At 72.2% G+C, this 22,007-nt stretch carries 21 protein-coding genes; all 21 read left to right on the forward strand.

Annotated features, from left to right (window positions below; translation table 11 throughout):
- Positions 1-64: 64 nt before the first annotated feature.
- The 21 genes from VR894_RS06160 (at position 65) to VR894_RS06260 (ending at position 22,007) form a co-directional block, all read left to right on the forward strand.
- Positions 65-979, forward strand: a complete 915-nt coding sequence (locus tag VR894_RS06160) for a flagellar motor switch protein FliM (protein WP_324650462.1) — start codon at positions 65-67, stop codon at positions 977-979.
- Positions 976-1,653, forward strand: a complete 678-nt coding sequence (fliN, locus tag VR894_RS06165) for a flagellar motor switch protein FliN (protein WP_324650463.1) — start codon at positions 976-978, stop codon at positions 1,651-1,653. Before VR894_RS06160 ends, fliN begins: the two co-directional genes overlap by 4 nt.
- Positions 1,650-2,063 carry a flagellar biosynthetic protein FliO gene (locus VR894_RS06170; protein WP_324650464.1) on the forward strand — a complete coding sequence of 138 codons (414 nt, stop codon included), beginning with the start codon at positions 1,650-1,652 and terminating at the stop codon, positions 2,061-2,063. The genes fliN and VR894_RS06170 overlap by 4 nt, the downstream gene beginning before the upstream one ends.
- Positions 2,060-2,890: a flagellar type III secretion system pore protein FliP gene (fliP, locus tag VR894_RS06175; RefSeq protein ID WP_324650465.1), complete on the forward strand. Its 831-nt coding sequence runs from the start codon at positions 2,060-2,062 to the stop codon at positions 2,888-2,890. The genes VR894_RS06170 and fliP overlap by 4 nt, the downstream gene beginning before the upstream one ends.
- Positions 2,890-3,162 carry a flagellar biosynthetic protein FliQ gene (locus tag VR894_RS06180; RefSeq protein ID WP_324650466.1) on the forward strand — a complete coding sequence of 91 codons (273 nt, stop codon included), beginning with the start codon at positions 2,890-2,892 and terminating at the stop codon, positions 3,160-3,162. The genes fliP and VR894_RS06180 overlap by 1 nt, the downstream gene beginning before the upstream one ends.
- Position 3,163: 1 nt before the next feature.
- Positions 3,164-3,910, forward strand: a complete 747-nt coding sequence (locus VR894_RS06185; protein WP_324650467.1) for a flagellar biosynthetic protein FliR — start codon at positions 3,164-3,166, stop codon at positions 3,908-3,910.
- Complete coding sequence (locus VR894_RS06190) at positions 3,907-5,010, forward strand: EscU/YscU/HrcU family type III secretion system export apparatus switch protein (RefSeq protein WP_324650468.1); 1,104 nt, start codon at positions 3,907-3,909, stop codon at positions 5,008-5,010. The genes VR894_RS06185 and VR894_RS06190 overlap by 4 nt, the downstream gene beginning before the upstream one ends.
- Positions 5,007-7,064 carry a flagellar biosynthesis protein FlhA gene (locus VR894_RS06195; protein WP_324650469.1) on the forward strand — a complete coding sequence of 686 codons (2,058 nt, stop codon included), beginning with the start codon at positions 5,007-5,009 and terminating at the stop codon, positions 7,062-7,064. The genes VR894_RS06190 and VR894_RS06195 overlap by 4 nt, the downstream gene beginning before the upstream one ends.
- Positions 7,039-7,374, forward strand: a complete 336-nt coding sequence (locus VR894_RS06200) for a hypothetical protein (RefSeq protein WP_324650470.1) — start codon at positions 7,039-7,041, stop codon at positions 7,372-7,374. The genes VR894_RS06195 and VR894_RS06200 overlap by 26 nt, the downstream gene beginning before the upstream one ends.
- A gap of 10 nt (positions 7,375-7,384) precedes the next feature.
- Positions 7,385-7,618 (forward strand): carbon storage regulator CsrA, encoded by a 234-nt coding sequence (gene csrA / locus VR894_RS06205; protein WP_324650471.1) that lies wholly within the window; start codon positions 7,385-7,387, stop codon positions 7,616-7,618.
- 187 nt (positions 7,619-7,805) lie between these two features.
- Positions 7,806-9,416 (forward strand): methyl-accepting chemotaxis protein, encoded by a 1,611-nt coding sequence (locus tag VR894_RS06210; RefSeq protein ID WP_324650472.1) that lies wholly within the window; start codon positions 7,806-7,808, stop codon positions 9,414-9,416.
- A 277-nt stretch (positions 9,417-9,693) separates the two neighbouring features.
- Positions 9,694-11,232 (forward strand): methyl-accepting chemotaxis protein, encoded by a 1,539-nt coding sequence (locus VR894_RS06215; protein WP_324650473.1) that lies wholly within the window; start codon positions 9,694-9,696, stop codon positions 11,230-11,232.
- A gap of 160 nt (positions 11,233-11,392) precedes the next feature.
- Positions 11,393-13,693 (forward strand): chemotaxis protein CheA, encoded by a 2,301-nt coding sequence (locus VR894_RS06220; RefSeq protein ID WP_324650474.1) that lies wholly within the window; start codon positions 11,393-11,395, stop codon positions 13,691-13,693.
- The gene (locus tag VR894_RS06225; protein ID WP_324650475.1) at positions 13,693-14,109 is read left to right on the forward strand and encodes a chemotaxis protein CheW; all 417 of its coding nucleotides are present in this window, start codon (positions 13,693-13,695) and stop codon (positions 14,107-14,109) included. Before VR894_RS06220 ends, VR894_RS06225 begins: the two co-directional genes overlap by 1 nt.
- A 31-nt stretch (positions 14,110-14,140) precedes the next feature.
- Positions 14,141-15,826, forward strand: a complete 1,686-nt coding sequence (locus VR894_RS06230; RefSeq protein WP_324650476.1) for a methyl-accepting chemotaxis protein — start codon at positions 14,141-14,143, stop codon at positions 15,824-15,826.
- A gap of 12 nt (positions 15,827-15,838) precedes the next feature.
- Positions 15,839-17,542 carry a methyl-accepting chemotaxis protein gene (locus VR894_RS06235; RefSeq protein WP_324650477.1) on the forward strand — a complete coding sequence of 568 codons (1,704 nt, stop codon included), beginning with the start codon at positions 15,839-15,841 and terminating at the stop codon, positions 17,540-17,542.
- Positions 17,543-17,552: 10 nt separating this feature from the next.
- On the forward strand, positions 17,553-19,154 hold the full coding sequence (locus VR894_RS06240; protein WP_324650478.1) for a methyl-accepting chemotaxis protein: 1,602 nt from the start codon (positions 17,553-17,555) through the stop codon (positions 19,152-19,154).
- A 75-nt stretch (positions 19,155-19,229) separates the two neighbouring features.
- Positions 19,230-20,336 (forward strand): chemotaxis-specific protein-glutamate methyltransferase CheB, encoded by a 1,107-nt coding sequence (gene cheB / locus VR894_RS06245; protein ID WP_324650479.1) that lies wholly within the window; start codon positions 19,230-19,232, stop codon positions 20,334-20,336.
- A complete protein-coding gene (locus VR894_RS06250; protein WP_324650480.1) occupies positions 20,333-21,154 on the forward strand; it encodes a protein-glutamate O-methyltransferase CheR in 822 nt (273 codons plus the stop codon). Before cheB ends, VR894_RS06250 begins: the two co-directional genes overlap by 4 nt.
- Positions 21,151-21,534: a response regulator gene (locus VR894_RS06255; protein ID WP_324650481.1), complete on the forward strand. Its 384-nt coding sequence runs from the start codon at positions 21,151-21,153 to the stop codon at positions 21,532-21,534. The genes VR894_RS06250 and VR894_RS06255 overlap by 4 nt, the downstream gene beginning before the upstream one ends.
- Positions 21,531-22,007, forward strand: a complete 477-nt coding sequence (locus VR894_RS06260; protein WP_324650482.1) for a chemotaxis protein CheX — start codon at positions 21,531-21,533, stop codon at positions 22,005-22,007. The genes VR894_RS06255 and VR894_RS06260 overlap by 4 nt, the downstream gene beginning before the upstream one ends.

Raw genomic sequence — 22,007 nt, forward strand, 5'->3', positions numbered from 1 at the left:
AGCCCGCCGGGTACCCACAAACCCGACCCCTCAACAACCGTCACGCACGGCCGATGGACCGTGCGTGACGGTACGAAGCTCCCCGCCGGCCGGCGGCCCCCCGGTGGTCTACGACTTCCGGCGACCGATGACCCTCGCCCGCGAGCACGCACGCGTGCTCGAGGTGGCGCTGGGCACCTTCTCGCGCCAGTGGGCCAACCAGCTCCTGGCGAGCCTGCGCGTGTCCGCGCAGGTGACGCTCGAGAGCATCGCCATGTGCGCCTACGAGGAGTACATCTCCTCGCTGCCTGCCCGCACGACGATGGTCGTGTGCGCGGTCGGCCCGAACCGGCGCCCCGGGCTCGTCCAGTTCCCCCTCGACACCTCCCTCACCTGGGTCGACCACATGCTCGGGGGCCGTGGGGTCCCCGACTCCGTCCCCGAGCGCGACCTCACCGAGATGGAGCAGCTGCTCATCGGTGACCTCATGGGCAAGGTCCTCGCGGACCTCGACTACGCCTTCTCCGGCATCGCCGCCGTGGACGCCGAGCTGCGGCGCATCCAGCACACACCCCAGCTCCTCCAGGCGACGGCGGCCTCGACGGCCGTCATCACCGCCACCTTCACCATCCTCGTCGAGGACCACTCCGTCACCGCGACCCTCATGCTCCCCGCGGAGGGGCTGCTCGCCTCCCTCCGGGAGCGGGAGAGCGTGGAGACCCGCAGCGCGGAGGAGGTCGAGACCGAGCGCATGCAGCGTGAGCTGCTCGACCGCGCCGTCCAGCAGTCCCCGGTCGAGGTCGCCGTGCGGCTCGGCCCCATCCCCATCCACCCCCGCGAGGTCGTCCACCTGTCCGTGGGGGACCTCGTCCCGCTTCACCACCCCAGCGCGCTGCCCCTGGACGTCGTGGTCGGTGACCGCGTCCTCGCCCAGGCAGTGGCCGGCACCAACGGCTCCCGGCTCGCCGGACTGGTCGTCAACGTCAAGGAGAACTCATGAGCACGACCACACTCGACCACCGCGCCGTCGCCGAGGAGCTCGCCCGGCTGCTGCCCTCCTCCCAGCCCCTCACCGCGCGGCTCGCGGAGCCCGGTGAGCGGCCCGACCCGAACGCGGTCGCCGTCGTCGCGACCTTCGTCGGGGGGACCAGCGTCGAGCTCGTCGTCGTCGCCGAGCGGGCGGTCGCCGAGGCCATGGACGGTGCGGGGACCCTCACCGTCGCCGAGGCCGTCCGGCCCGCGCTCGAGGCCATCACCCGGGCGCTGGGCGCCGGCGTCCTCAGCCCCGCGGAGGAGCGCCCAGCCGGGCAGGTGCTCGGCGGCGGCGACCTCGAGCTCTATGCGCTCACCGCCGGTGGCGTCCAGGCCTGGTTCGGCATCCGCACGGTCACCACCTCCGCACCGGCCACCACCGCACCGCTCGCGCCGGGCAGCATGCGCGTCCTGTACGACGTCGAGCTCACGCTCACGGCCGAGATCGGCCGCACCCGCATGCCGCTGCGCGACGTGCTGGCCCTCACCCCCGGCACGGTGCTCGAGCTCGACCGCGCCGCCGGAAGCCCTGCCGACGTCATGGTCAACGGGCGCCTCGTGGCCCGGGGCAACGTCGTCGTCGTCGACGAGGACTACGCCGTGCGCATCACCGAGATCATCTCGGAGACCACGGCCCCGTGAGCGAGACGCTCCTGCTGGCGCTGCGCGTCGGGTTCTCCCTCCTCCTCGTCCTGGCCCTCCTGTGGTTCGTGTCGAAGCGGCTGGGTGGGGGACGCCCGGCCGGCCGGCGCCTCCCCATCACGGTGCTCGGGCGGCAGAACCTCGGGCGGCGCTCCGGCGTCGCGGTCGTCGACATCGCCGGACGCACCCTCGTCCTGGGCGTCAGCGACACCGAGGTCCGGCTGCTCACCGAGCTCGAGGCCGGCCCGTTCCGGCTCGCCGACGAGCTCGGAGACGACGACGGCGGAGCCCGTCCCGCAATTCCGCAGGGGCAGCTGCCGCAGACCTCCTCTCCGCTCGGCGGGTCGGTCCTCGCTCCCGCCTCCTGGCGGGCGTCCTGGGAGGTCCTGCGGGACCGGGTCCGGCGATGACCGCCACCGTGGCCCCGGCACGGGGGAGCCTGCCGGCCACGCGCCTGCTCGTGCGCGTCCTCACCGTCGTCCTCGTCGCCGCCGTGCTCGTCCTCGCGGGCAGCGCGCTGGCCCACGCCGCGCCGGTCCCACCGGACGACCCGGCCGCCCCCACCGAGCCGGTGAGCCCCGGCCTCGACCTCGACATCGACCTCGCCGCCGACGCGCCGTCGACATCGATCGTCGTCCTCGTCGCGCTCACGCTCCTGTCGGTCGCGCCGTCACTGCTGCTCATGATGACGAGCTTCACCAAGATCTTCGTCGTCCTCGCCCTGTCGCGGAACGCGCTCGGTCTCCAGGGCGTGCCCCCGAACCAGGTGCTCGCCGGGCTCGCGCTGTTCCTGTCCATCTTCATCATGGGGCCCGTCCTCGGTGACGTGAACCAGGTGGCCGTCTCGCCCTACCTCGACGGACAGATCGACTTCGCCGGTGCCCTCCAGGCGGGGCAGGGCCCGCTCCGGGAGTTCATGGTCGGGCTCACCAGGGAGGAGGACCTCGCGCTCCTCACCCGTGCCGCGGACCTGCCGAACCCGGGCAGCCCGGAGACGGTCCCGATGCAGACGCTCATCCCGGCCTTCATGCTTTCCGAGCTCCGCGCCGCCTTCATCATCGGCTTCGTCGTCTTCGTCCCCTTCCTCGTCATCGACCTCGTCGTCGCCTCGGCGCTCATGTCGATGGGAATGATGATGCTGCCCCCGTCGATGATCTCCCTGCCGTTCAAGATCCTGCTCTTCGTCCTCGTGGACGGCTGGGGCCTGATCATCACCCAGCTCGTCGGGAGCTACTGATGGACACGACCAGCGTCATCGACATCGCCATCCTCGCCATGGGCCTGGCGGCCAAGCTCGCCGCCCCGCTGCTCATCACGGCCCTCGTCGTGGGATTCACGGTCTCGCTGCTCCAGTCGGTGACCCAGATCCAGGAGATCACCCTGAGCTTCGTGCCCAAGGCCATCGCGGTCGCCGTGGCCATCGTGCTGTGCGGCAACTGGATGATCTCCGAGCTCATCGTCACCACCCACGAGCTCTTCGACCGCATCCCCGGCCTGCTGGCGAGCTGACGTGGACCTGTCCGTCGTGCTGCTCCCCGTCGCGCTCGCCGCGCTGCGGGTGACCGTCTTCCTCGTCATCGCGCCGCCGTTCAGCCACGGCGCGATCCCGGGCACGGTCAAGGCGATGCTCGGCGTCGGGCTCGGGCTCGCCATGGCGACGACGCTGGAGGTCCCCGCCGACCTCACCGCGGCCGGGCTCATCGGGATGGCCCTGTCCGAGGCCGTCATCGGCGCGGGGCTGGGCGTGCTCGTCGCCCTCATCTTCTCTGCGGTGCAGTCCGCCGGCCGGCTCATCGACATGCTCGGCGGTTTCGAGCTGGGCCAGGCCTTCGACCCGATGACGATGACCAACGGCGGGCCCTTCGGCCGGCTCTACCAGTTCCTCGCCATCGTGCTGCTCTTCGTCTCCGACGGCTACCAGCTCGTCGTCGGGGGGCTCGCCCGCAGCTTCGACGCCCTCCCGCTCGGCGCCGTGCTCGACCTCGGCGCCCTCGCCGAGCAGCTCGCCGGCGCCGTCAGCCAGCTGTTCCTCGCGGCCCTGCAGGTCGCCGGGCCGCTCATCGCCGTGCTCTTCCTCGCGGACGTCGGCCTGGGCCTGCTCACCCGGGTGGCTCCCGCGCTCAATGCCTTCGCGCTCGGCTTCCCGCTGAAGATCTTCATCACCCTGACCCTCGGCTCCATCACGGTCGCGGCACTGCCCGGAGTCGTCTCCTGGCTCGCGGACCAGGCCTTCACCGGTATCGGGAGGGCGACGTGAGCCAGCAGCCGGCCGGTGAGAAGACCGAGAAGGCCACCCCGGAGCGGATGCGCAAGGCGCACCGCGACGGCAGCCTCGGGCGTTCCCAGGACCTCACGGCGTGGGTCGTCGTCGGGTCCGCGGCCGTCATGCTGCCGATCGTGCTCGAGCGGGGCGCCAACGCCGCGGCCGGGCAGGTGCTCAGCCTCGGGGAGATCATCCACGCCCCCGAGCCCGCCAAGGCCGTCGAGGCGCTGGGCGAAGGCCTGTGGTCGGCGGTCCTCACGGTCGCCCCGATGCTCGTCGCCGCGGCGCTCGCCGCGATCGTCGCCGGTGCCGCCCAGGGCGGGGTGCACATCTCCACCAAGAAGCTCAAGCCACGCACCGAGCAGTTCAACCTCGTCAAGGGCCTCAAGCGGACCTTCGGGGGCCAGGCGTGGTGGCAGGGCGCCAAGGCGTTCCTCAAGACCGCCGTCGTCGGGCTCGTCCTGTACTCCGTGGTCGTGGACCTGCTGCCGCTCGTCCTGCAGTCCGGGGCCCTGTCCGTCTCGCAGATCCTCGGCGAGGTCGGCTCACGCATCCGGACGCTGCTCACGTGGGGGGTCGCGGCCGGGCTCGTGCTCGCCGCCGTCGACGTCTTCGTCGTCCTCAAGCGCAACCGCAAGACCACGCGGATGTCGAAGCAGGAACTCAAGGACGACCACAAGCGCACCGAGGGCGACCCGCTCATCAAGGGGCAGATCCGGGCGAAGCAGCGGGCCATGAGCCGCAACCGGATGCTCGCCGCGGTGGCCGACGCCGACGTCGTCGTCGTCAACCCCACCCACGTGGCCGTCGCGCTGCGGTACGAGCCCGGCAAGGGCGCCCCGCGCGTCGTCGCCAAGGGGCAGGGGCACATCGCGGCCCGCATCCGCGAGCGCGCCTCGGAGCACCGCGTCGCCGTCGTCCAGGACATCACCCTGGCCCGCACCCTCAACGCGATGTGCGAGGTCGGGCACGAGGTCCCGGAGTACCTCTACGAGGCCGTCGCACGCGTCCTCGCCTTCGTCATGTCCCTGCGCCGCCGAGGCAGCGCGTCCGGGACCCACCGCATGCCGTCACCACCGAAGGACAGCCGATGAGAAACGGCAAGATCACCCAGTTCGTCGCGCCCGCGGGCGTCGTCGGGATCATCCTCCTGCTCGTCGTCCCCGTGCCGGCGCCCTTCCTCGACATGCTCATCGCGGTGAACATCGTCGGCGCGATGCTCGTCCTGCTGACGACGATGTTCATGCGCAAGCCGCTCGACTTCGCGGTCTTCCCCTCACTCGTCCTCGTCATGACGCTGTTCCGGCTCGGCCTCAACGTCGCGTCCACGCGCCTGGTGCTGCGGGACGGCTACGCCGGTGAGGTCATCGACGCGTTCGGCCACTTCGTCGTCGGCGGCTCGCTCATCATCGGCCTCGTCATCTTCCTCATCCTCGTCGTCATCCAGTTCATCGTCATCACCAACGGCGCGGGCCGCGCCGCCGAGGTCGGTGCGCGCTTCACCCTCGACGCCATGCCCGGCAAGCAGATGGCCATCGACGCCGACCTCAACGCCGGTGCGATCGACGACGCCGAGGCGCGGCGCCGCCGCGCGGAGGTCGCCGCCGAGGCCGACTTCTACGGCGCCATGGACGGGTCGGCGAAGTTCGTCAAGGGCGACGCGATCGCCGGCATCGTCATCACGCTCGTCAACCTCATCGGCGGCTTCGTCGTCGGGATGGTGCAGATGTCGATGAGCGCCGGTGAGTCCATCGAGCGGTTCTCGCTGCTCACCATCGGCGACGGCCTCGTCACCCAGATCCCCTCGATCCTCATGGCCGTGGCCACCGGCCTCGTCGTCACCCGCGCGACCGCGGACTCCGACATGGGCACCGCCGCCGGCGCGCAGCTCACCCAGTCCCGCGTCGCGCTGCTCATCTCCGGTGGCGCGGCCGTCGTCATGGCGATCATCCCCGGTATCCCCAAGGTGCCCTTCCTCGTCGTCGGCGGCGCCCTCCTGCTGCTGGCCCAGCGGATCAAGACCGCGAAGGCGAAGGATGCGGCGGCCGCGGAGCTGGCCGAGGACGCCGGTGCCGGGCAGCCGGCGGCGGAGACCCCCGAGATGCTCATCGAGCAGATGCGCGTGCACGCGCTGGAGGTCCTGCTCGCCCCCGACCTCGTCGACATGGTCGGCGGCTCCGCAGACCAGGACCTCCTGGGCAGGGTCCGTGCGCTGCGCCGGAAGACCGCCATGGAGATGGGGTACGTGCTGCCTCCGGTGCGCACCCGCGACTCGGTGGACCTGCCGGCGTCCACCTACGCCATCCGGCTCTCCGGGGTCGAGGTGGCCCGCGGCAGCGCCCCCCGGGGCAGGGTGCTGGCACTGGGGGAGGGCTTGGAGAACCTGCCGGGCAGCACCGTGGTCGAGCCGGTCTTCGGACTGCCGGGCAAGTGGATCCCCTCCGAGCTGCGGCACAGCGCGGAGATGGCCGGGGCAACCGTCGTCGACCGGGTCTCCGTGCTCATCACGCACCTGTCGTCGGTCGCCGCCTCGCACGCGGACCGGCTGCTCGGCCGCGAGGACGTGCGGGTGCTCGTCGAGGGCCTCAAGCAGAGCAACCCCTCGGTCGTGGAGGAGCTGGTCCCCGCGATGCTCAGCCTCGGCGAGGTCCAGCGGGTGCTCCAGGGGCTGCTCACCGAGCAGGTCCCGATCCTCGACCTCGCGCACATCTTCGAGGCCCTCACCCTGCGCGCCAAGGTCTCGACCGAGGCCGAGGGGCTCATCGAGGCGGCACGCTCCGCGGTCGCCGACGTCATCGTCGACCGCAGCCGGGAGGACGGAGTCCTGCGGGTGCTCACCCTCGAGCCGGCCACCGAGCAGCTGCTCCTCGAGTCGGTGCGACCCGGTGACCAGGGCACCCAGCTCTCCCTCGCCCCGGACCGGGTCGAGGGCCTCCTCGAGGCGCTGCGGCGCCAGGTCCAGGGCGTCGAGGAGGCCGGCCGCCAGGCGGTGCTCGTCTGCGCGCCCGCCATCCGGCCGGCGCTGCGCCGGCTCGCGACGCTCGCCGTCCCGCGCCTGCCGGTACTGTCTTACACGGAGGTCACCGGGACCTCGCTGACGATCGAGACCGTGGGGGTCGTGGGTGCGGAGCAGGCGATTACTGCTTGACGGGCCGGACCTCCAGGTCCTGCTCCGGCGGGCCGAGACGCTCGGCGGCCGCGTCCTGCGTGCCGAGCGCCGACGGCGCGGGCTGCTCGGGCGCAGCTGGTACGAGGTGACCGTCGTGGTCCCGGACAGCTCCGACGCCGAGCGGACGCCCGGCTGGCAGCGGTCACCCGCGGCGGCCCCGGAGGTGGTGCGAGCACCGGCCGGGATCGGCGACCTGCTCGCCGCAGCGGAGGAGGCGGAGCGCGCCGAGGCCGCCTCGCGGCTGTCCCCGCGCGCGGCGCGAACGGCCAAGGGGCAGCGCGGCAGGTAGGGTCGTGGGCGTGCTGGTACTGAGCCGCCGCGTCGGGGAGCGGATCGTCATCGGGGAGGACATCGTCCTCACCGTCGTCGAGGTGCGCAACGACACGGTGCGGCTGGGCATCGACGCCCCCCGCCACGTGGCCGTGAACCGGGCAGAGGTGCTGCAGGCCGTCGAGGAGGCCAACCGCGCCGCTGCACGCGCCGGTGACGACGAGCTCGACGCGCTGCGTCACCTCCGGCCGCCGACGACCTGACACGCGGCGTGTGACCCAGGCCATCGCCGACGGGCCTTAGAACCCGTCCGGCCCGTCCGATGGGTGGGATGTGCGCAGGACGCGCACGGCCGGGTCCGTCCGCGGACAGACCGGCAGCCGGGTGCACGTGCCCGGTCGCCGCCACCTCGCACGCCCCGGGTCTCGCACGGAACCCACAGGAAGTGCCATGTCACCAGACACCCAGCTCCCCGCCGCGCGCCGCGCCTCGCTGCGCACCCTCTCCCTCCGTGTGAAGATCGGCGCGGCCGTGGGCGTCGTCGCGCTCGTCGCTGCGCTGATCGGCATCGTCGGCATCTTCCAGGTACGCGCTCTTGCCGACTCACAGAACGAGATGTACCACCAGCGCGTGACGCCGCTCGTCGAGCTGGCGGACGCGCAAAGCATGTTCCAGGGCAGCCGCCTGCGCGCCAACGCGCTGCCACTGCGCTCCGCGGACGAGCTCGACACCTTCCTCGCCGAGCTGGTGGACCGCGAGGCGCAGGTCGTGGAGATGATCGAGGCCTACCGCCAGTACTCCGACGACCACAGCACCCTCGAGGTGGTCATCGACGCGGTGACCGGGTACCACGAGGTCGTCGGCGGGCCGTGGGCTGACGTCGTGCGGACCGGTGACGTCGACGAGATGGAGACCTTCTACAACGAGACCGTCGCCGTCATGGGGCAGGACGCCGCCGACCTCATCGCGTCCGGGGTGACCACTCAGGTGGAGCGCGCCGCCGCGGACAACGCGGCCGCGGAGCGCGAGGCGGTGAGCACCCAGGTGCTGCTCGTCGTCGTCCTGCTCGTCGGGCTCGCGGTGGGGATCGTCGTCGCCGTCGTCGTCGTCCGGCAGATCATGCGGACCGTCGAGACCGTCCGCGCGGCGGTGGAGGCACTCGGCAACGGGGATCTCACCGCAGCCCCGCAGGTGACGAGCGGGGACGAGCTCGGCCAGATGGCGGCGCACCTCGCGCGGTCGATGGAGCAGCTGCGCGGCACGGTCGGCGCGGTCAACGAGGCCGCCGTCACGATCGCCTCCGGCGCCGAGGAGCTCTCGGCCGCGACCACGCAGGTCGTCGCCGCCAGCGAGGAGACCTCCGCGCAGTCCGGCGTCGTGGCCTCCGCCGCCGAGCAGGTGAGCCAGAACGTCAGCACCGTGGCCGCAGGCGCGGAGCAGATGGGCGCCTCGATCCGAGAGATCGCGCAGAGCTCGAACGAGGCCGCGGAGGTCGCCCGGCTGGCGACCAAGCAGGCCGCGGCGACCAACGACACCGTGCAGAAGCTCGGTGCCTCCTCCCTCGAGATCGGCAACGTCGTCAAGGTCATCACCTCCATCGCCGAGCAGACCAACCTGCTCGCCCTCAACGCGACGATCGAGGCAGCCCGGGCCGGCGAGGCCGGCAAGGGCTTCGCGGTCGTGGCGAGCGAGGTCAAGGACCTCGCCCAGGAGACGGCCAAGGCCACCGAGGACATCGCCCGCCGGATCGAGACCATCCAGCAGGACACCGACGGCGCCGTGGGGGCGATCGCGGAGATCACCGACATCATCGGGCGGATCAACGACTACCAGCTGACCATCGCCTCGGCGGTGGAGCAGCAGACGGCTACGACGAACGAGATGTCGCGCAGCGTGACGGAGGCGGCCACCGGCTCGACAGAGATCGCCGGCAACATCACCGGCATCGCCACCGCCGCGCAGGACAACAGCGTGACGATGGCCCAGATGGGCGGTGCCGTCGGTGAGCTCGCGACGATCTCGGAGGGGCTCCGGGCGCAGGTCGCCCAGTTCCGCGTCTGACGGGACGGACGGCAGCGCCCTGACGTGGTGGCGGTGAAGTGCTCAGCACCGCCACCCACCGGCCGATGGAACACCACAGCGCGGGGCGCGCGACAGGCCCAGTGCGGGAGACCCGTCCCTCCGTCACCGGAAGCAGAGAAGCCCCATGGTCACGATGGCCCCAGCACGACCGAGCACACCCGACCTCAGCCCCCACCCCCCGCTCCCTGACCCGGGCGAGGGGCCGACGCCGCCGCGCCCTCGTCGACGGCGGAGCTTCGCGGACAGCCGTCTCGGCGTGAAGTTCGGGATCCTCGTCGGGGTGGTCGTCGTCTCGCTCGGCGGCCTCTTCGCCGCAATGTTCGTCGGCAACGGCAGCGTCCAGCGTGCCAGCGAGGAGGTCCACCGCCAGGAGAGCGCCCAGGAGCTCGTGCTGCTGCTCGGCACCCGGGCGAGCGAGCTCAAGGTGAGCGCCTACATGGCGCTGCTCCGCGAGGACCCCGAGGAGCAGCTCCTCGCCCTGGAGGAGGACACCGCCACCGTGGAGGAGCTCCTCGGTGAGCTGACCGCGTTGCCGCTCGAGGGGTCCCTCGCCGCCGACGTGGCGAGCCTGGACACCACGTTCCGCGAGTACCTCGTGACGACGGCGGCGTTCATCGACGACGCCATCACCGATCGCGCCGGCACCGTCTCCCGCTGGGAGGAGGTCCAGGACGCCAACGCGCTCACCGACGATGCCGTGGACGTGGTGGCCGACCAGACCGAGGCTGCCACCGACGCCGCGGAGACGGCCCTCGCACGGGCGATCACGGTGTCGGAGTCGGTCAGCCTCGCCGCGGCCCTGGCCGGCCTGGTCCTCGTCCTGGGCATCAGCCTGCTCACGCAGCGCTCGGTGACCCGCCCGGTCGGCCGGATGCGCACCGCGCTCCAGGCCATGGCCGCCGGTGACCTCACCGTGCGGGCGGACGTGGACAGCGCCGACGAGGTCGGCCAGATGGCGCAGGCACTGGACACGGCGCAGACGAACCTGCGAGCGCTCGTCGCCGAGGTGTCCGGCACGGCCCAGGCCGTGGCGGCGGCGTCGGAGGAGCTGTCGGCCAGTGGGAGCCAGCTCGGTGCCTCCTCGGAGGAGACCTCGACGCAGGCGAGCGTGGTGGCCGCGGCTGCCGAGCAGGTGTCGAGCAACGTGCAGACGGTGGCGGCGGGGGCCGAGCAGATGGGTGCCTCGATCCGGGAGATCGCGCAGAACGCGAACGACGCCGCCAGGGTCGCGAACCGGGCGACCGGGGTGGCGGCGACCACGAACGAGACGGTGGCCAAGCTGGGCGTGAGCTCCCAGGAGATCGGGGACGTGGTCAAGGTCATCACCTCGATCGCCGAGCAGACCAACCTCCTGGCGCTGAACGCCACGATCGAGGCCGCGCGGGCCGGTGAGGCGGGCAAGGGCTTCGCGGTGGTGGCCGGCGAGGTCAAGGAGCTGGCCCAGGAGACCGCCCGAGCCACGGAGGACATCGCCCGGCGGGTGTCCGCGATCCAGGTGGACACCACCGGCGCGGTCGAGGCCATCGGGGAGATCTCCCGGATCGTGGGGCAGATCAACGACTACCAGCTGACCATCGCCTCGGCGGTGGAGGAGCAGACGGCCACGACGAACGAGATGTCGCGCAGCGTGACCGAGGCCGCCACCGGCTCGGGGGAGATCGCGGCGAACATCACCGGGGTGGCGACCGCGGCCGCCTCGACGGCCGACGTCCTCACCCAGCTCAACGGTGCGGCCGGCGAGCTGGCCCGGATGTCCGCGGACCTGCAGACCCGGGTCGCGCAGTTCACCCACTGAGGGCTGCGTCGGCGACACGACGGGCGGGTCCGCTTCGACGGGCCCGCCCGTCCACGCACGTCCGGCCGGAAATTCTCACAAGGGCGCGAGCCCGGCCGATGAGCAGGGCGTGCGCAGGAAGCGCACGCGACGCACGCATGGAGGCCCGCCGGTGGATGGCATGGATGAGATCGTCCACGAGTTCCTCGTGGAGAGCTACGAGAACCTCGACCAGCTCGACCAGGACCTGGTGGCTCTGGAGAGCGCGCCGACCTCACGCGAGCTGCTGAGCAGCATCTTCCGCACCGTGCACACGATCAAGGGCACGAGCGGCTTCCTCGGGTACGCGAGCCTCGAGCGGGTGTCGCACACGGGTGAGGGCCTGCTCTCCGAGCTGCGTGACGGTGTGCGACTGGTCGACCAGGCGACGACCGACGTCCTGCTGGCCCTCGTCGACACGTTGCGCGCGATCCTCGCCTCCATCGAGGCGGGCCGCGGGGACGCGTACGACGTCGAGCCGACCATCTCCCGCATCCTCGCCCTCCAGCAGGGGGAGCAGAGCCCGGTCGCCACGGAGGCCCCGGCCACGGAGACCGTGCCGGGCCCGTCGGCGACCGAGACCGGGACCGCGCCGTCGGCGCCACCCGCCACCACCGGACCCGAGCCGACCGCCCCGCAGGCCGTCCAGCACGAGGAGCCGGCCCGCAAGATCGTCCGTCGTCCGGTGGCCGTCGAGCCGCCGTCCCCGCCCGCCGAGGCGCCCGCCCGTGAGGACGCGGAGCCCGCCGCCGAGACCTCGCGAGAGCCCGACCACGTCCGGAACGCGGCAGACAGCTCCATCCGGGTGGACATCGACCTGCTCGACACGCTCATGCGCCAGGTCGGGGAGCTCGTCCTCGTCCGGAACCAGTTCGACCGGCTCTCCGACCGTGCGGACGACCCCGAGCTCTCCCGCTCGGCCCAACGTCTGAGCCTCATCGCCACCGAGCTGCAGGAGGGCGTCATGAAGACGCGCATGCAGCCCATCGAGCACGTGTGGAACAAGATGCCGCGCGTCGTGCGGGACCTCGCCTCGATGCTCGGCCGGAAGGTGTCCCTGTCCATGCTGGGCGGGGAGACCGAGCTGGACCGGTCACTGCTCGAGGCCGTCAAGGACCCGCTGACCCACCTCGTGCGCAACGCCGTCGACCACGGCATCGAGTCCCCCGAGGAGCGCGTCGCGGCAGGCAAGCGGGAGCAGGGCCATGTCACCCTGCGGGCTTACCACGCGGGTGGGCAGGTCATCGTCGAGATCGCCGACGACGGGCACGGCATCGACGCCGACGCCGTCGCGGCCAGTGCCGTGGCCAAGGGACTGCGCACCGAGGAGCAGGTGCGGACGATGAGCGCCCAGGAGATCTTCGGGCTGCTCTTCCTGCCCGGGTTCTCCACCGCCAAGGCCGTGACGAACGTGTCCGGCCGGGGCGTGGGCATGGACGTCGTCCGCACGAAGATCGAGGCCATCGGCGGCTCCGTCGACGTCGAGTCCCAGCTGGGCCTGGGCACGACGTGGCGGCTGCGCATCCCGCTGACCCTGGCGATCATGCCGGCCCTCACCGTGCAGTGCGTGTCCCGCACCTTCGCCATCGCCCAGACCAACCTCCTCGAGCTCGTCGCGGTCGAGTCCACCCAGCTGGAGTACGTCGGCACCGCACCCGTGTACCGGCTCAGGGGCGCGCTCCTGCCGCTCGTCTCGCTCGCCGAGGTGCTCGGGCTGGAGGCGCAGGCACAGTCGTCGTGCACCATCGCCGTCCTCCAGGCGGACGACCAGCGGTTCGGGCTGCTCGTCGACCGCGTGCTCAACAACGAGGAGATCGTCGTCAAGGCCATCTCCTCCCGCATCAAGCAGATCGGGCTGTACTCCGGGGCCACGGTGCTCGGTGACGGCGACGTCGCCCTCATCCTCGACGTCCAGGCCATCGCCCGCCGCGCCCTCGTCGGTGAGATCGGCGAGCTCGTCCGCGCCGACTCCGGCGCCGGGTCACTGCGTGACCGCGACGACCAGCAGCTGCTCGTCGTCGCGATCGGGGAGGACCGGAGGGTCGCGATCCCGCTCGCGGACGTCACCCGCCTCGAACGGATGCCCGCGGAACGGATCGAACGTGTCGGCAACCGTGAGGTCGTCCAGTACCGCGGCGACCTGCTCCCCGTGGCGCGACTGGACAACGTCCTCGGTGCCACGAGCTTCGACCAGCCGGAGGAGCTGCTCGTCACCGTGCTCACGTGCCGCGGCGTGACGGTCGCCGTCGTCGTCGGCGAGATCGTCGACATCGTCACCGACGACCCGACCACCCGCAGCGAGCTGGAGGACACCGGGCTGACCGGGTCCACGGTCATCAAGGACCGCGTGACCGAGCTGCTCGACGTCTCCGAGCTGCTCCACGCCGTGGGGCTGACCCCGTTCGACGTCTCCGCTCTCGACGAGGACCTGGTGAGGATCTGATGGCAACCCAGTACGTGACCTTCACGCTCGGCGAGAACCTCTACGGCATCGGCGTCGGCCGGGTCCAGGAGGTCCTGCCCTTCCGGGCCACCGCCGGTGTCCCGCTCGCCCCGGCCGACGTCGCCGGGCTCGTCAACCTCCGGGGGCAGGTCGTGCTCGCGCTCGACCTGCGGACCCGGCTCGGTCTACCGGGCCGTGACGGCGCCGAGCCGATGATGGTCGTCGTCAAGCTCGGGCAGGAGCCGGTCTCCCTGCTCGTCGACGCCATCGGTGACGTCGCCGAGGTCGACGACGCGCAGTTCGAGGCGCCACCCCAGACCCTCGCCGCCGAGCTGCGCGAGGTCATCCGGGGCGCCTACAAGCTCGACGGACAGCTGCTGCTCGCGCTCGACGTCGACGCCGTCACCGCCGCCTGACATCCCTTCCCACCGCCACCAGGAGCACCCCATGGCCACGTTGGCCCCCGAGCGGACCCGCACCACGCACGAGCCGGCACGGCCGGCCCCCACCCGACCCGGCCCGGCGCCCGTCGCCCCCGCGCGCAGGAGGCGGCGCCTGGCGGACGTCTCGCTGCGCAGGAAGATCACCGGAAGCTCCGTCGGGGCCGCCGCGCTCCTGCTCGCGATGGCGGGGGTGGCGGTCTGGGGGACCACCAGCGCCGCCGACTTCGCAGCGGAGACCATGGAGCACGACGTGCGCTCCGCCCAGGCGGTGGGCGAGATGCGCCACGCCTTCTCCCAGGCGCAGTACCTCTCGACCGCGAGCGTGGTCGCACCAGCGGAGATGGTCCCCGGGGTGCTCCAGGAGCGCGACGCGGTGCTCGACGACCTCGCGGCGCTGACCGAGGAGTACCGCGCCGAGCTCGCCCCCGACGAGGAGGCCGCCACGCTGGCGGCCGGCGTCGAGGCGGCGGCGGCAGAGTTTCTCGTGGTCACCGAGGAGACCGGTGACCTGATCCTCTCGGGCGGCAGCGCCGACGAGGTCACCGCCAAGGTCGCCGAGCTGGACGTCCCCGCCACGACGATCTCCGACAACCTGGCCCGCATCGCACAGATCCACGACGACGAGGCCACCTCTGGCCTGGAGGAGATGCGTGCCTCCGCGACCACCGCCGTCATCACCGCCGTCCTGTGGTCCGTCCTCGGCGCGGTCGTCATGGTCGCGGGCGGTGTGCTCATCGGCCGCCGCGTCGCACGCAACGCGGCTCGCCTCGTCGCCACCAGCACCGCGATGGCCGCCGGGGACCTCACGAGCCGGACCGACGTCACCGACCGCGACGAGCTGGGTCGGATCGCCCAGTCGCTCGACGAGGCGCAGGCGCACCTCCGGCTGCTCATCGGCGACGCCACGAGCACGGCGCAGGCCGTCGCCGCGGCCTCGGAGGAGCTCACCTCCAGCGGCGGCTCGCTCATGGCCGCCACGGAGGAGTCCTCGACGCAGGCGAGCGTCGTCGCCGCGGCAGCCGAGCAGGTCTCGGGCAACGTCCAGACCGTCGCGGCCGGCGCCGAGCAGATGGGCGCCTCGATCCGCGAGATCGCGCAGAACGCCAGCGAGGCCGCGAAGGTCGCCGCCCAGGCGACCGACGTCGTCGTCGTGACGAACGAGACCGTGGCGAAGCTGGGAACGAGCTCCCAGGAGATCGGGGAGGTCGTCAAGGTCATCACCACGATCGCCGAGCAGACCAACCTGCTCGCGCTCAACGCGACCATCGAGGCCGCTCGCGCCGGTGAGGCCGGGAAGGGCTTCGCCGTTGTCGCCGGGGAGGTCAAGGAGCTCGCGCAGGAGACGGCCAAGGCGACCGAGGACATCGCGCGCCGCGTCGACGCGATCCAGGTCGACACCGCAGGAGCCGTGGAGGCCATCGCCGAGATCTCCCGGATCATCGCCGCGATCAACGACTACCAGCTGACGATCGCGTCCGCCGTCGAGGAGCAGAACGCGACGACGAACGAGATGGCCCGCAGCGTCACCGAGGCCGCGACCGGTTCCGGTGAGATCGCCACCAACATCACGGCGGTCGCGACGACCAGCGCCGCCGCCACCGACACCCTCGCCCAGCTCAACGCGGCAACCGGGGAGCTCGCCGGCATGGCCGCGAGCCTCCAGACCCGCCTCGCGCAGTTCAGCATCTGACCGGAGACCACCATGACCACGACCCTCGCGCCGCCTCGTCCGGCACCCACGCCGGCGCCCGTACAACGCGACCAGCACAGCAACAGCACTGACAGCCGACCGACCCGCCTCAGGCGGCTCGGCGTCGGACGCAGGCTCCTCCTCGCCTTCGCAGCCGTGGCGGCGTTCGTCCTCGTCGCGGCCGGGCTGGGCACCACCGCCATCGCGCAGCAGCGCACCTTCACCGCGGAGCTGCAGCGCGCGGACACGATCGCCCAGCTCGCCGAGGAGGCGCGCTTCCAGATCGCCGACGCCACCGGGTGGCAAGGGCTGTACCTCTCCGACGTCGCCGTCCTCGGCACCGACGCGGGCCTGGCGCCCGACTCCTACAACCTCGTCGGCATGGCCGAGGCGCGACAGGCCGTCGAGGCCTGGCTGGACGAGCTCGACAGCGTCGACATGCGTCCCGAGGAGGCCGCGGTCTTCGACCGGCTGCGTCCGGCCTGGGAGGACTTCTACGCGTGGGACGCACAGGTCATGGAATGGCTGGCCCTCGACACCCCGGAGGGGCGCCGCACCGCCCTGGAGTCGATCAACGACGGGGACGCCGGCGCCGCCTACGGGGAGGTGCTCGACATCGCCGACGAGGCGCAGGCCCTGGCCACCGAGCAGATCTCGGCCACGCAGACGGCCCAGGCCGAGGCTCAGGAGACCGCCACGCTACGTCTCGTGGCCACCGGGGTCATCGGCACGCTGCTCGCCGTCGTCCTGGCCATCCGGACCACCCGGGTGATCCTGCGGCGGATCACCCGCCTGCGTCATGTCGCCGAGCGGCTGCGCTCCGGCGACCTCACGGCGCGCGTCGACCTCACCGCAACCGACGAGCTCGGCGATGTGGGGATCGCGCTCGACGACGGCGTGGGAGCGGTCCGCGAGCTCGTGGACGCCGTCGGCGACTCCGCCCAGCGCGTGGCGGGCTCGGCCGACGGCCTCGAGGCACGCACCGCACGGGTCGCCGGCGAGGTCGCGCAGACCTCGGCCCAGAGCACGGCCGCCGCAGCCGCCGCGGAGCAGGTCTCCGCGAGCGTGCAGACGGTCGCGGCCGGCGCGGAGGAGATGGGTGCGTCGATCCGGGAGATCGCCCGCAACGCCGGTGAGGCCGCCGCCGTCGCCACCCGCGCCACCACGGTCGCGCAGTCGACGAACGCCACCGTGGCCAAGCTGGGGACCTCCTCCCAGGAGATCGGTGACGTCATCAAGGTCATCACCTCGATCGCCGAGCAGACCAACCTGCTCGCGCTCAACGCGACCATCGAGGCCGCTCGCGCCGGGGAGGCCGGGAAGGGCTTCGCCGTCGTCGCCGGGGAGGTCAAGGACCTCGCCCAGGAGACGGCCCGCGCCACCGAGGACATCGCCCGCCGGGTCGAGTCGATCCAGGGTGACGCCGGCGCGGCGGTCGGTGCGATCGGGGAGATCTCCCAGATCGTCGGGACCATCAACGACCTCCAGCTCACCATCGCCTCGGCGGTGGAGGAGCAGACGGCCACGACCAACGAGATGAGCCGGGGACTGGCCGAGGCCGCCACCGGCTCGGGCGAGATCGCCGAGAACGTCACGTCCCTCGCCACGGCCGCCAGCACGCTGGACGGCGTGCTCGGCGAGATGAGCACCGACGTCACCGGGCTCGCTGACCTGTCCACCGAGCTGCGCGACCGCGTCGCCCGCTTCGTCTACTGAGGACACGACCATGACCACCACCGGCTCGCCGGCGCCGCGTGCCCGCACGTCGGTCCAGACCAAGATCCTCGCCCTGGTGCTGCTGCTCGTCGTCATCGCCGGCGCGGGCGGGGTCTACTCCACCATCTCCAGCGCCCGGACCACCGACCGGGCGACGGCCATGGTGAGCCTCCAGCGGGACGTCGGTGGGGCCCTCGACGAGCTGCGTGCCACCCACCAGGACGCCCAGCTCACCGTCTCGCAGATCGCCGCGGCCGTCGGCCGCGACGCCAAGGACGAGTGGGTGGCCGCCCTGGCCGAGAAGGACGCCGACATCGCCGCACTCATCACCGGGACCAGCGCCGGCGAGGTCGGCGGATGGCCCGAGTGGGACTCCTTCCTTACCGGGTGGCAGGAGTGGACCGACTTCCGCGACAGCCGCCTCGTCCCCGCTGCCCGGGAGAGCAACAGCGCGCGGTACTCCGGGCTGGCGCGCACGGACGGCGGTCGCCTCACCGAGCGCGTCGACAGCGACCTCGCGGCCCTCGACGCACGGGTCGACGACCTCGTCGCCGAGGAGGCCGCCCAGATCGAGCGGAACGCCGCCCGCGGCCGCATCGTGCTCATCGCGGCGATCGTCGTCGCGATCGGCGGAGCGGGGACGGCAGGCGTCGTCCTCGCACGGTCCATCCGCCGGTCGGTGGAGAGCGTCCGCGGCTCCCTCGCGGCCCTGGCCGGAGGTGACTTCACGGTGCCGGCCGAGGTGCGCAGCCGGGACGAGATCGGCCAGCTGGCCGACGAGCTCAACGACGCCCGCCGCGGCCTGAGCGAGCTCGTCGGCTCGGTCGCCGCGACCTCCACCCGCGTGGCCGGGGCTACCGCGGAGGTGGCGACCGCCTCCGCGCAGGTCGGCGCCCAGGCGCAGGAGAGCAGCGCGCACGCCGACACGATGGCAGCCTCCGCGGAGGAGGTCTCGCAGAGCATCCAGGTGGTCGCGACGGGCGCCGAGCAGATGGGCGCCTCGATCCGGGAGATCGCCCAGAACGCCAACGAGGCCGCACGGGTGGCGTCGGAGGCCACCACGGTGGCCGCGTCCACGACCGACACGGTGACCAAGCTCGGCACCAGCTCGCAGGAGATCGGCGACGTCGTGCGGGTCATCACGAGCATCGCCGAGCAGACCAACCTGCTGGCGCTCAACGCGACCATCGAGGCCGCCCGCGCAGGAGCGGCGGGCAAGGGGTTCGCGGTCGTCGCGGGCGAGGTCAAGGAGCTCGCCCAGGAGACCGCGAAGGCCACCGAGGACATCGCCGCGCGCGTGTCCGCCATCCAGGTCGACACCACCGGAGCGGTCGCGGCCATCGGCAAGATCTCGACGATCATCGCCTCGATCAACGACTACCAGACCTCCATCGCCTCCGCCGTCGAGCAGCAGACCGCCACCACCAACGAGATGTCGCGGTCCGTCCGCGAGGCCGCCACCGGCTCCGGCGAGATCGCCGGCACCGTCACCCAGCTCGCCACGACGAGCAACGAGTCCAGCCTCGCCCTCGACCAGATCGGCACGTCCCTGAGCGAGCTGGACAGCATGTCGACGGACCTGCGGGAGCTGTGCGCCCGCTTCGTCTACTGAGGCCCCCGTGCTGAGCACCTGTCCATCCGCCACCGCCCCTGGGGCGGCCACCACGCCAGAGAGGAGGGCGACCACGTGAGCGTGCGCGTCCTCGTCGTCGACGACTCCGTCGTCATCCGCCGACTCGTGACCCAGGCCCTCGCCGAGGACCCCTCGATCGAGGTCGTGGGAGTCGCCGCCAACGGGCGGCTCGCCCTGGGCAAGGTGGAGCAGCTGGCGCCCGACCTCGTGACCATGGACATCGAGATGCCCGAGCTCGACGGCATCGCCACCGTCCGTGCGTTGCGGTCCGCCGGTCACCGGATGCCGATCGTCATGTTCTCCACGCTCACCGAGCGGGGGGCCGCGGCCACCCTCGAGGCGCTGTCCGCCGGAGCCACCGACTACGTGGCCAAGCCGACCGGCGCCGGGAACGTCCACGAGGCCTTGCGGCGGGTGGCGCAGGAGCTCGTCCCCAAGATCCATGCCCTCGTCCCGGGTCACCGAGCGCGACCGACGACCCGGGTCCACGGCGACACGGTCGCCGCGCCCGCACCCGCGGCGGCCCGCCCCGGGAGCCGCGGACCGGTCCGGCTCCGGACCCTGGAGCACCGCACCGCCCCCGTGCGTGCAGTCGTGCTCGGCTCCTCCACCGGTGGTCCCGCGGCCCTCGCGGAGGTGGTCGGCGGCCTCACCGCCCCGCTCCCGGTCCCGGTGGTCGTCGTCCAGCACATGCCGGCCGTGTTCACCCGGCAGCTCGCCGAGCGCCTCGACCGGCTCGGCCGGGCGACGGTGGTGGAGGCGCAGGACGGCGTCGCGCTGGAGGCAGGGCACATCTACGTCGCCCCGGGAGGGCGGCACCTCACGATGACCGCGGAGCGAACCGGCCTGCGCGGGCGGCTCACCGACACGCCGCCGGTGAACTACAGCCGACCCTCCGTCGACGTGCTCTTCCGGTCCGCCGTCACCGCCGTGGGCGGTGCCCTGCTCGCCGTCGTCCTCACCGGCATGGGCGCCGACGGCGCGGCCGGGGCGGGGCAGGTCGCCGACGCGGGAGGCCTCGTCCTCGTGCAGGACGAGGCGACGTCCGTCGTCTGGGGAATGCCGGGAGCGACCGCTGCAGCCGGGCACGCCCACGCCGTCCTCCCGCTGCCGGAGATCGCCGGCGCCATGGAACGAATGATGAAGGAAGTCCGTCGATGAGCGTGTCCGCCGAGGCCTTCGGGTACGTCGCCGACCTGGTCCGCACCCACAGCGCCATCCAGCTGACGCCGGGGAAGGAGTACCTCGTCGAGAGCCGGCTCATGCCCCTCGCCCGGGAGAAGGGCCTCAGCGGCCCGACCGCGGTCGAGTCCTACGTCCGTGAGATGCGGCGGCGTGCGGACCGCAGTGAGGTGACCCGTGTCGTCGAGGCGCTGACGACCAACGAGACCTCCTGGTTCCGGGACAACTCACCGTTCGTCGTGTTCCGCCGGCACGTGGTCCCCGCTGTGCAGTCCCTGCATCCCGGTCCGGTCCGCATCTGGTCGGCGGCGTGCTCGACCGGCCAGGAGCCCTACAGCATCGCGATGACCCTGCTCGAGACGGGCGAGAGCCGCTTCTCGGTGCTCGCGACGGACCTGTCGACCGCGGTGCTCGCGCAGGCGAGACGAGGCGAGTACAGCCAGCTGGAGATGAACCGCGGGCTGCCCGCCGCGATGCTGATCCGCTACTTCGCGCGCTCCGGCGCGGGGTGGGCCGTCAAGGACGAGCTGCGCCGCACCGTCACCTTCACCCAGCACAACCTGCTCAGCCCCCCACCCTCCGGTGGTCCTTTCGACGTCGTGTTCCTGCGCAACGTGCTCATCTACTTCGACGCCGCCACCAAGCGGGACATCTTCACGCGGATCCGCCGGGTGATGCGTCCCGGTGCGTTCCTCATCCTCGGTGCCGCGGAGTCCACCGTCGGCATCACCGACGCGTGGGAGCGCGTCGCCACCCCGTACGGATCCGTCTACCGAGTGCCAGGAGGCACCTCATGAGAGCTCTCGTCATCGACGACTCGCGCACCATGCGCCGGATCGTCTCGCGGCTGCTGCAGGACCTCGGGTACACCACCGACGAGGCCGCGGACGGCGCCGAGGCCATCGCGCTCCTCGAGGCCGACAACGACTACGACCTCGCGTGCGTCGACTGGAACATGCCCGTCGTGGACGGGCTGACCTTCGTCTACGCGGTGCGGCAGCGCCGCGAGTGGCGGCGGATCACGCTCATGATGGTCACCACCGAGTCGGAGCACGAGCAGATCGTGCGGGCGCTCGCCGCGGGCGCCCACGAGTACCTCATCAAACCCTTCACGCCGGACGCACTCAGGGGAAAGCTCGACCTGCTCGGGCTGCTCCCCGCCAGGGAGAACGCATGATCGCCACCATGGCAGACCACGTCGTCGCCATCGCCCAGGACATGTTCACCGCCATGATCGACGGCGAGCCCGGCCTGCTCACCGAGGGGCCCGACGGCATCGTCACCCTCACCGAGCCCGTCCACGCGTGGGTGGAGATCCGGGGGGAGGAACCGTTCCGCACCCTGGTGATGACCGGACGTGAGACCGCTGACCGGATGGCCCGTGCCCTGCTCGCCCTCCAGCCGCAGGACGCGGTCGCCCCGGACGACGTCCGCGACGCGCTGGGCGAGGTCGCCAACGTCATCGGCGGCAACATCAAGGGGCTGATGCCTCAGCCCGGTTCCCTGACCCTGCCGGTCGTCGAGCTCGACGGCCAGGCACCCGAGGGTGCCCTCCTGTGGGAGCGCCCCCTCCTGTGGTGCCAGGACCCCGTGGTGATCTCCATGTGGGGCCTGGACCCGACACACAACCGAAAGGAAGACACGCTGTGA

It is taken from the genome of Georgenia sp. H159, from assembly GCF_035607575.1.
Classification (GTDB): Bacteria; Actinomycetota; Actinomycetes; order Actinomycetales; family Actinomycetaceae; genus Oceanitalea.

Bases quoted from the DNA above. Each gene is read 5' to 3' on its own strand.
- fliN (WP_324650463.1), top strand. From the start codon at position 976: ATGAGCACGACCACACTCGACCACCGCGCCGTCGCCGAGGAGCTCGCC.
- fliP (WP_324650465.1), top strand. From the start codon at position 2,060: ATGACCGCCACCGTGGCCCCGGCACGGGGGAGCCTGCCGGCCACGCGC.
- VR894_RS06180 (WP_324650466.1), top strand. From the start codon at position 2,890: ATGGACACGACCAGCGTCATCGACATCGCCATCCTCGCCATGGGCCTG.
- VR894_RS06195 (WP_324650469.1), top strand. From the start codon at position 5,007: ATGAGAAACGGCAAGATCACCCAGTTCGTCGCGCCCGCGGGCGTCGTC.
- VR894_RS06210 (WP_324650472.1), top strand. From the start codon at position 7,806: ATGTCACCAGACACCCAGCTCCCCGCCGCGCGCCGCGCCTCGCTGCGC.
- VR894_RS06220 (WP_324650474.1), top strand. From the start codon at position 11,393: ATGGATGAGATCGTCCACGAGTTCCTCGTGGAGAGCTACGAGAACCTC.
- VR894_RS06225 (WP_324650475.1), top strand. From the start codon at position 13,693: ATGGCAACCCAGTACGTGACCTTCACGCTCGGCGAGAACCTCTACGGC.
- VR894_RS06230 (WP_324650476.1), top strand. From the start codon at position 14,141: ATGGCCACGTTGGCCCCCGAGCGGACCCGCACCACGCACGAGCCGGCA.
- VR894_RS06235 (WP_324650477.1), top strand. From the start codon at position 15,839: ATGACCACGACCCTCGCGCCGCCTCGTCCGGCACCCACGCCGGCGCCC.
- VR894_RS06240 (WP_324650478.1), top strand. From the start codon at position 17,553: ATGACCACCACCGGCTCGCCGGCGCCGCGTGCCCGCACGTCGGTCCAG.
- VR894_RS06250 (WP_324650480.1), top strand. From the start codon at position 20,333: ATGAGCGTGTCCGCCGAGGCCTTCGGGTACGTCGCCGACCTGGTCCGC.
- VR894_RS06255 (WP_324650481.1), top strand. From the start codon at position 21,151: ATGAGAGCTCTCGTCATCGACGACTCGCGCACCATGCGCCGGATCGTC.
- VR894_RS06260 (WP_324650482.1), top strand. From the start codon at position 21,531: ATGATCGCCACCATGGCAGACCACGTCGTCGCCATCGCCCAGGACATG.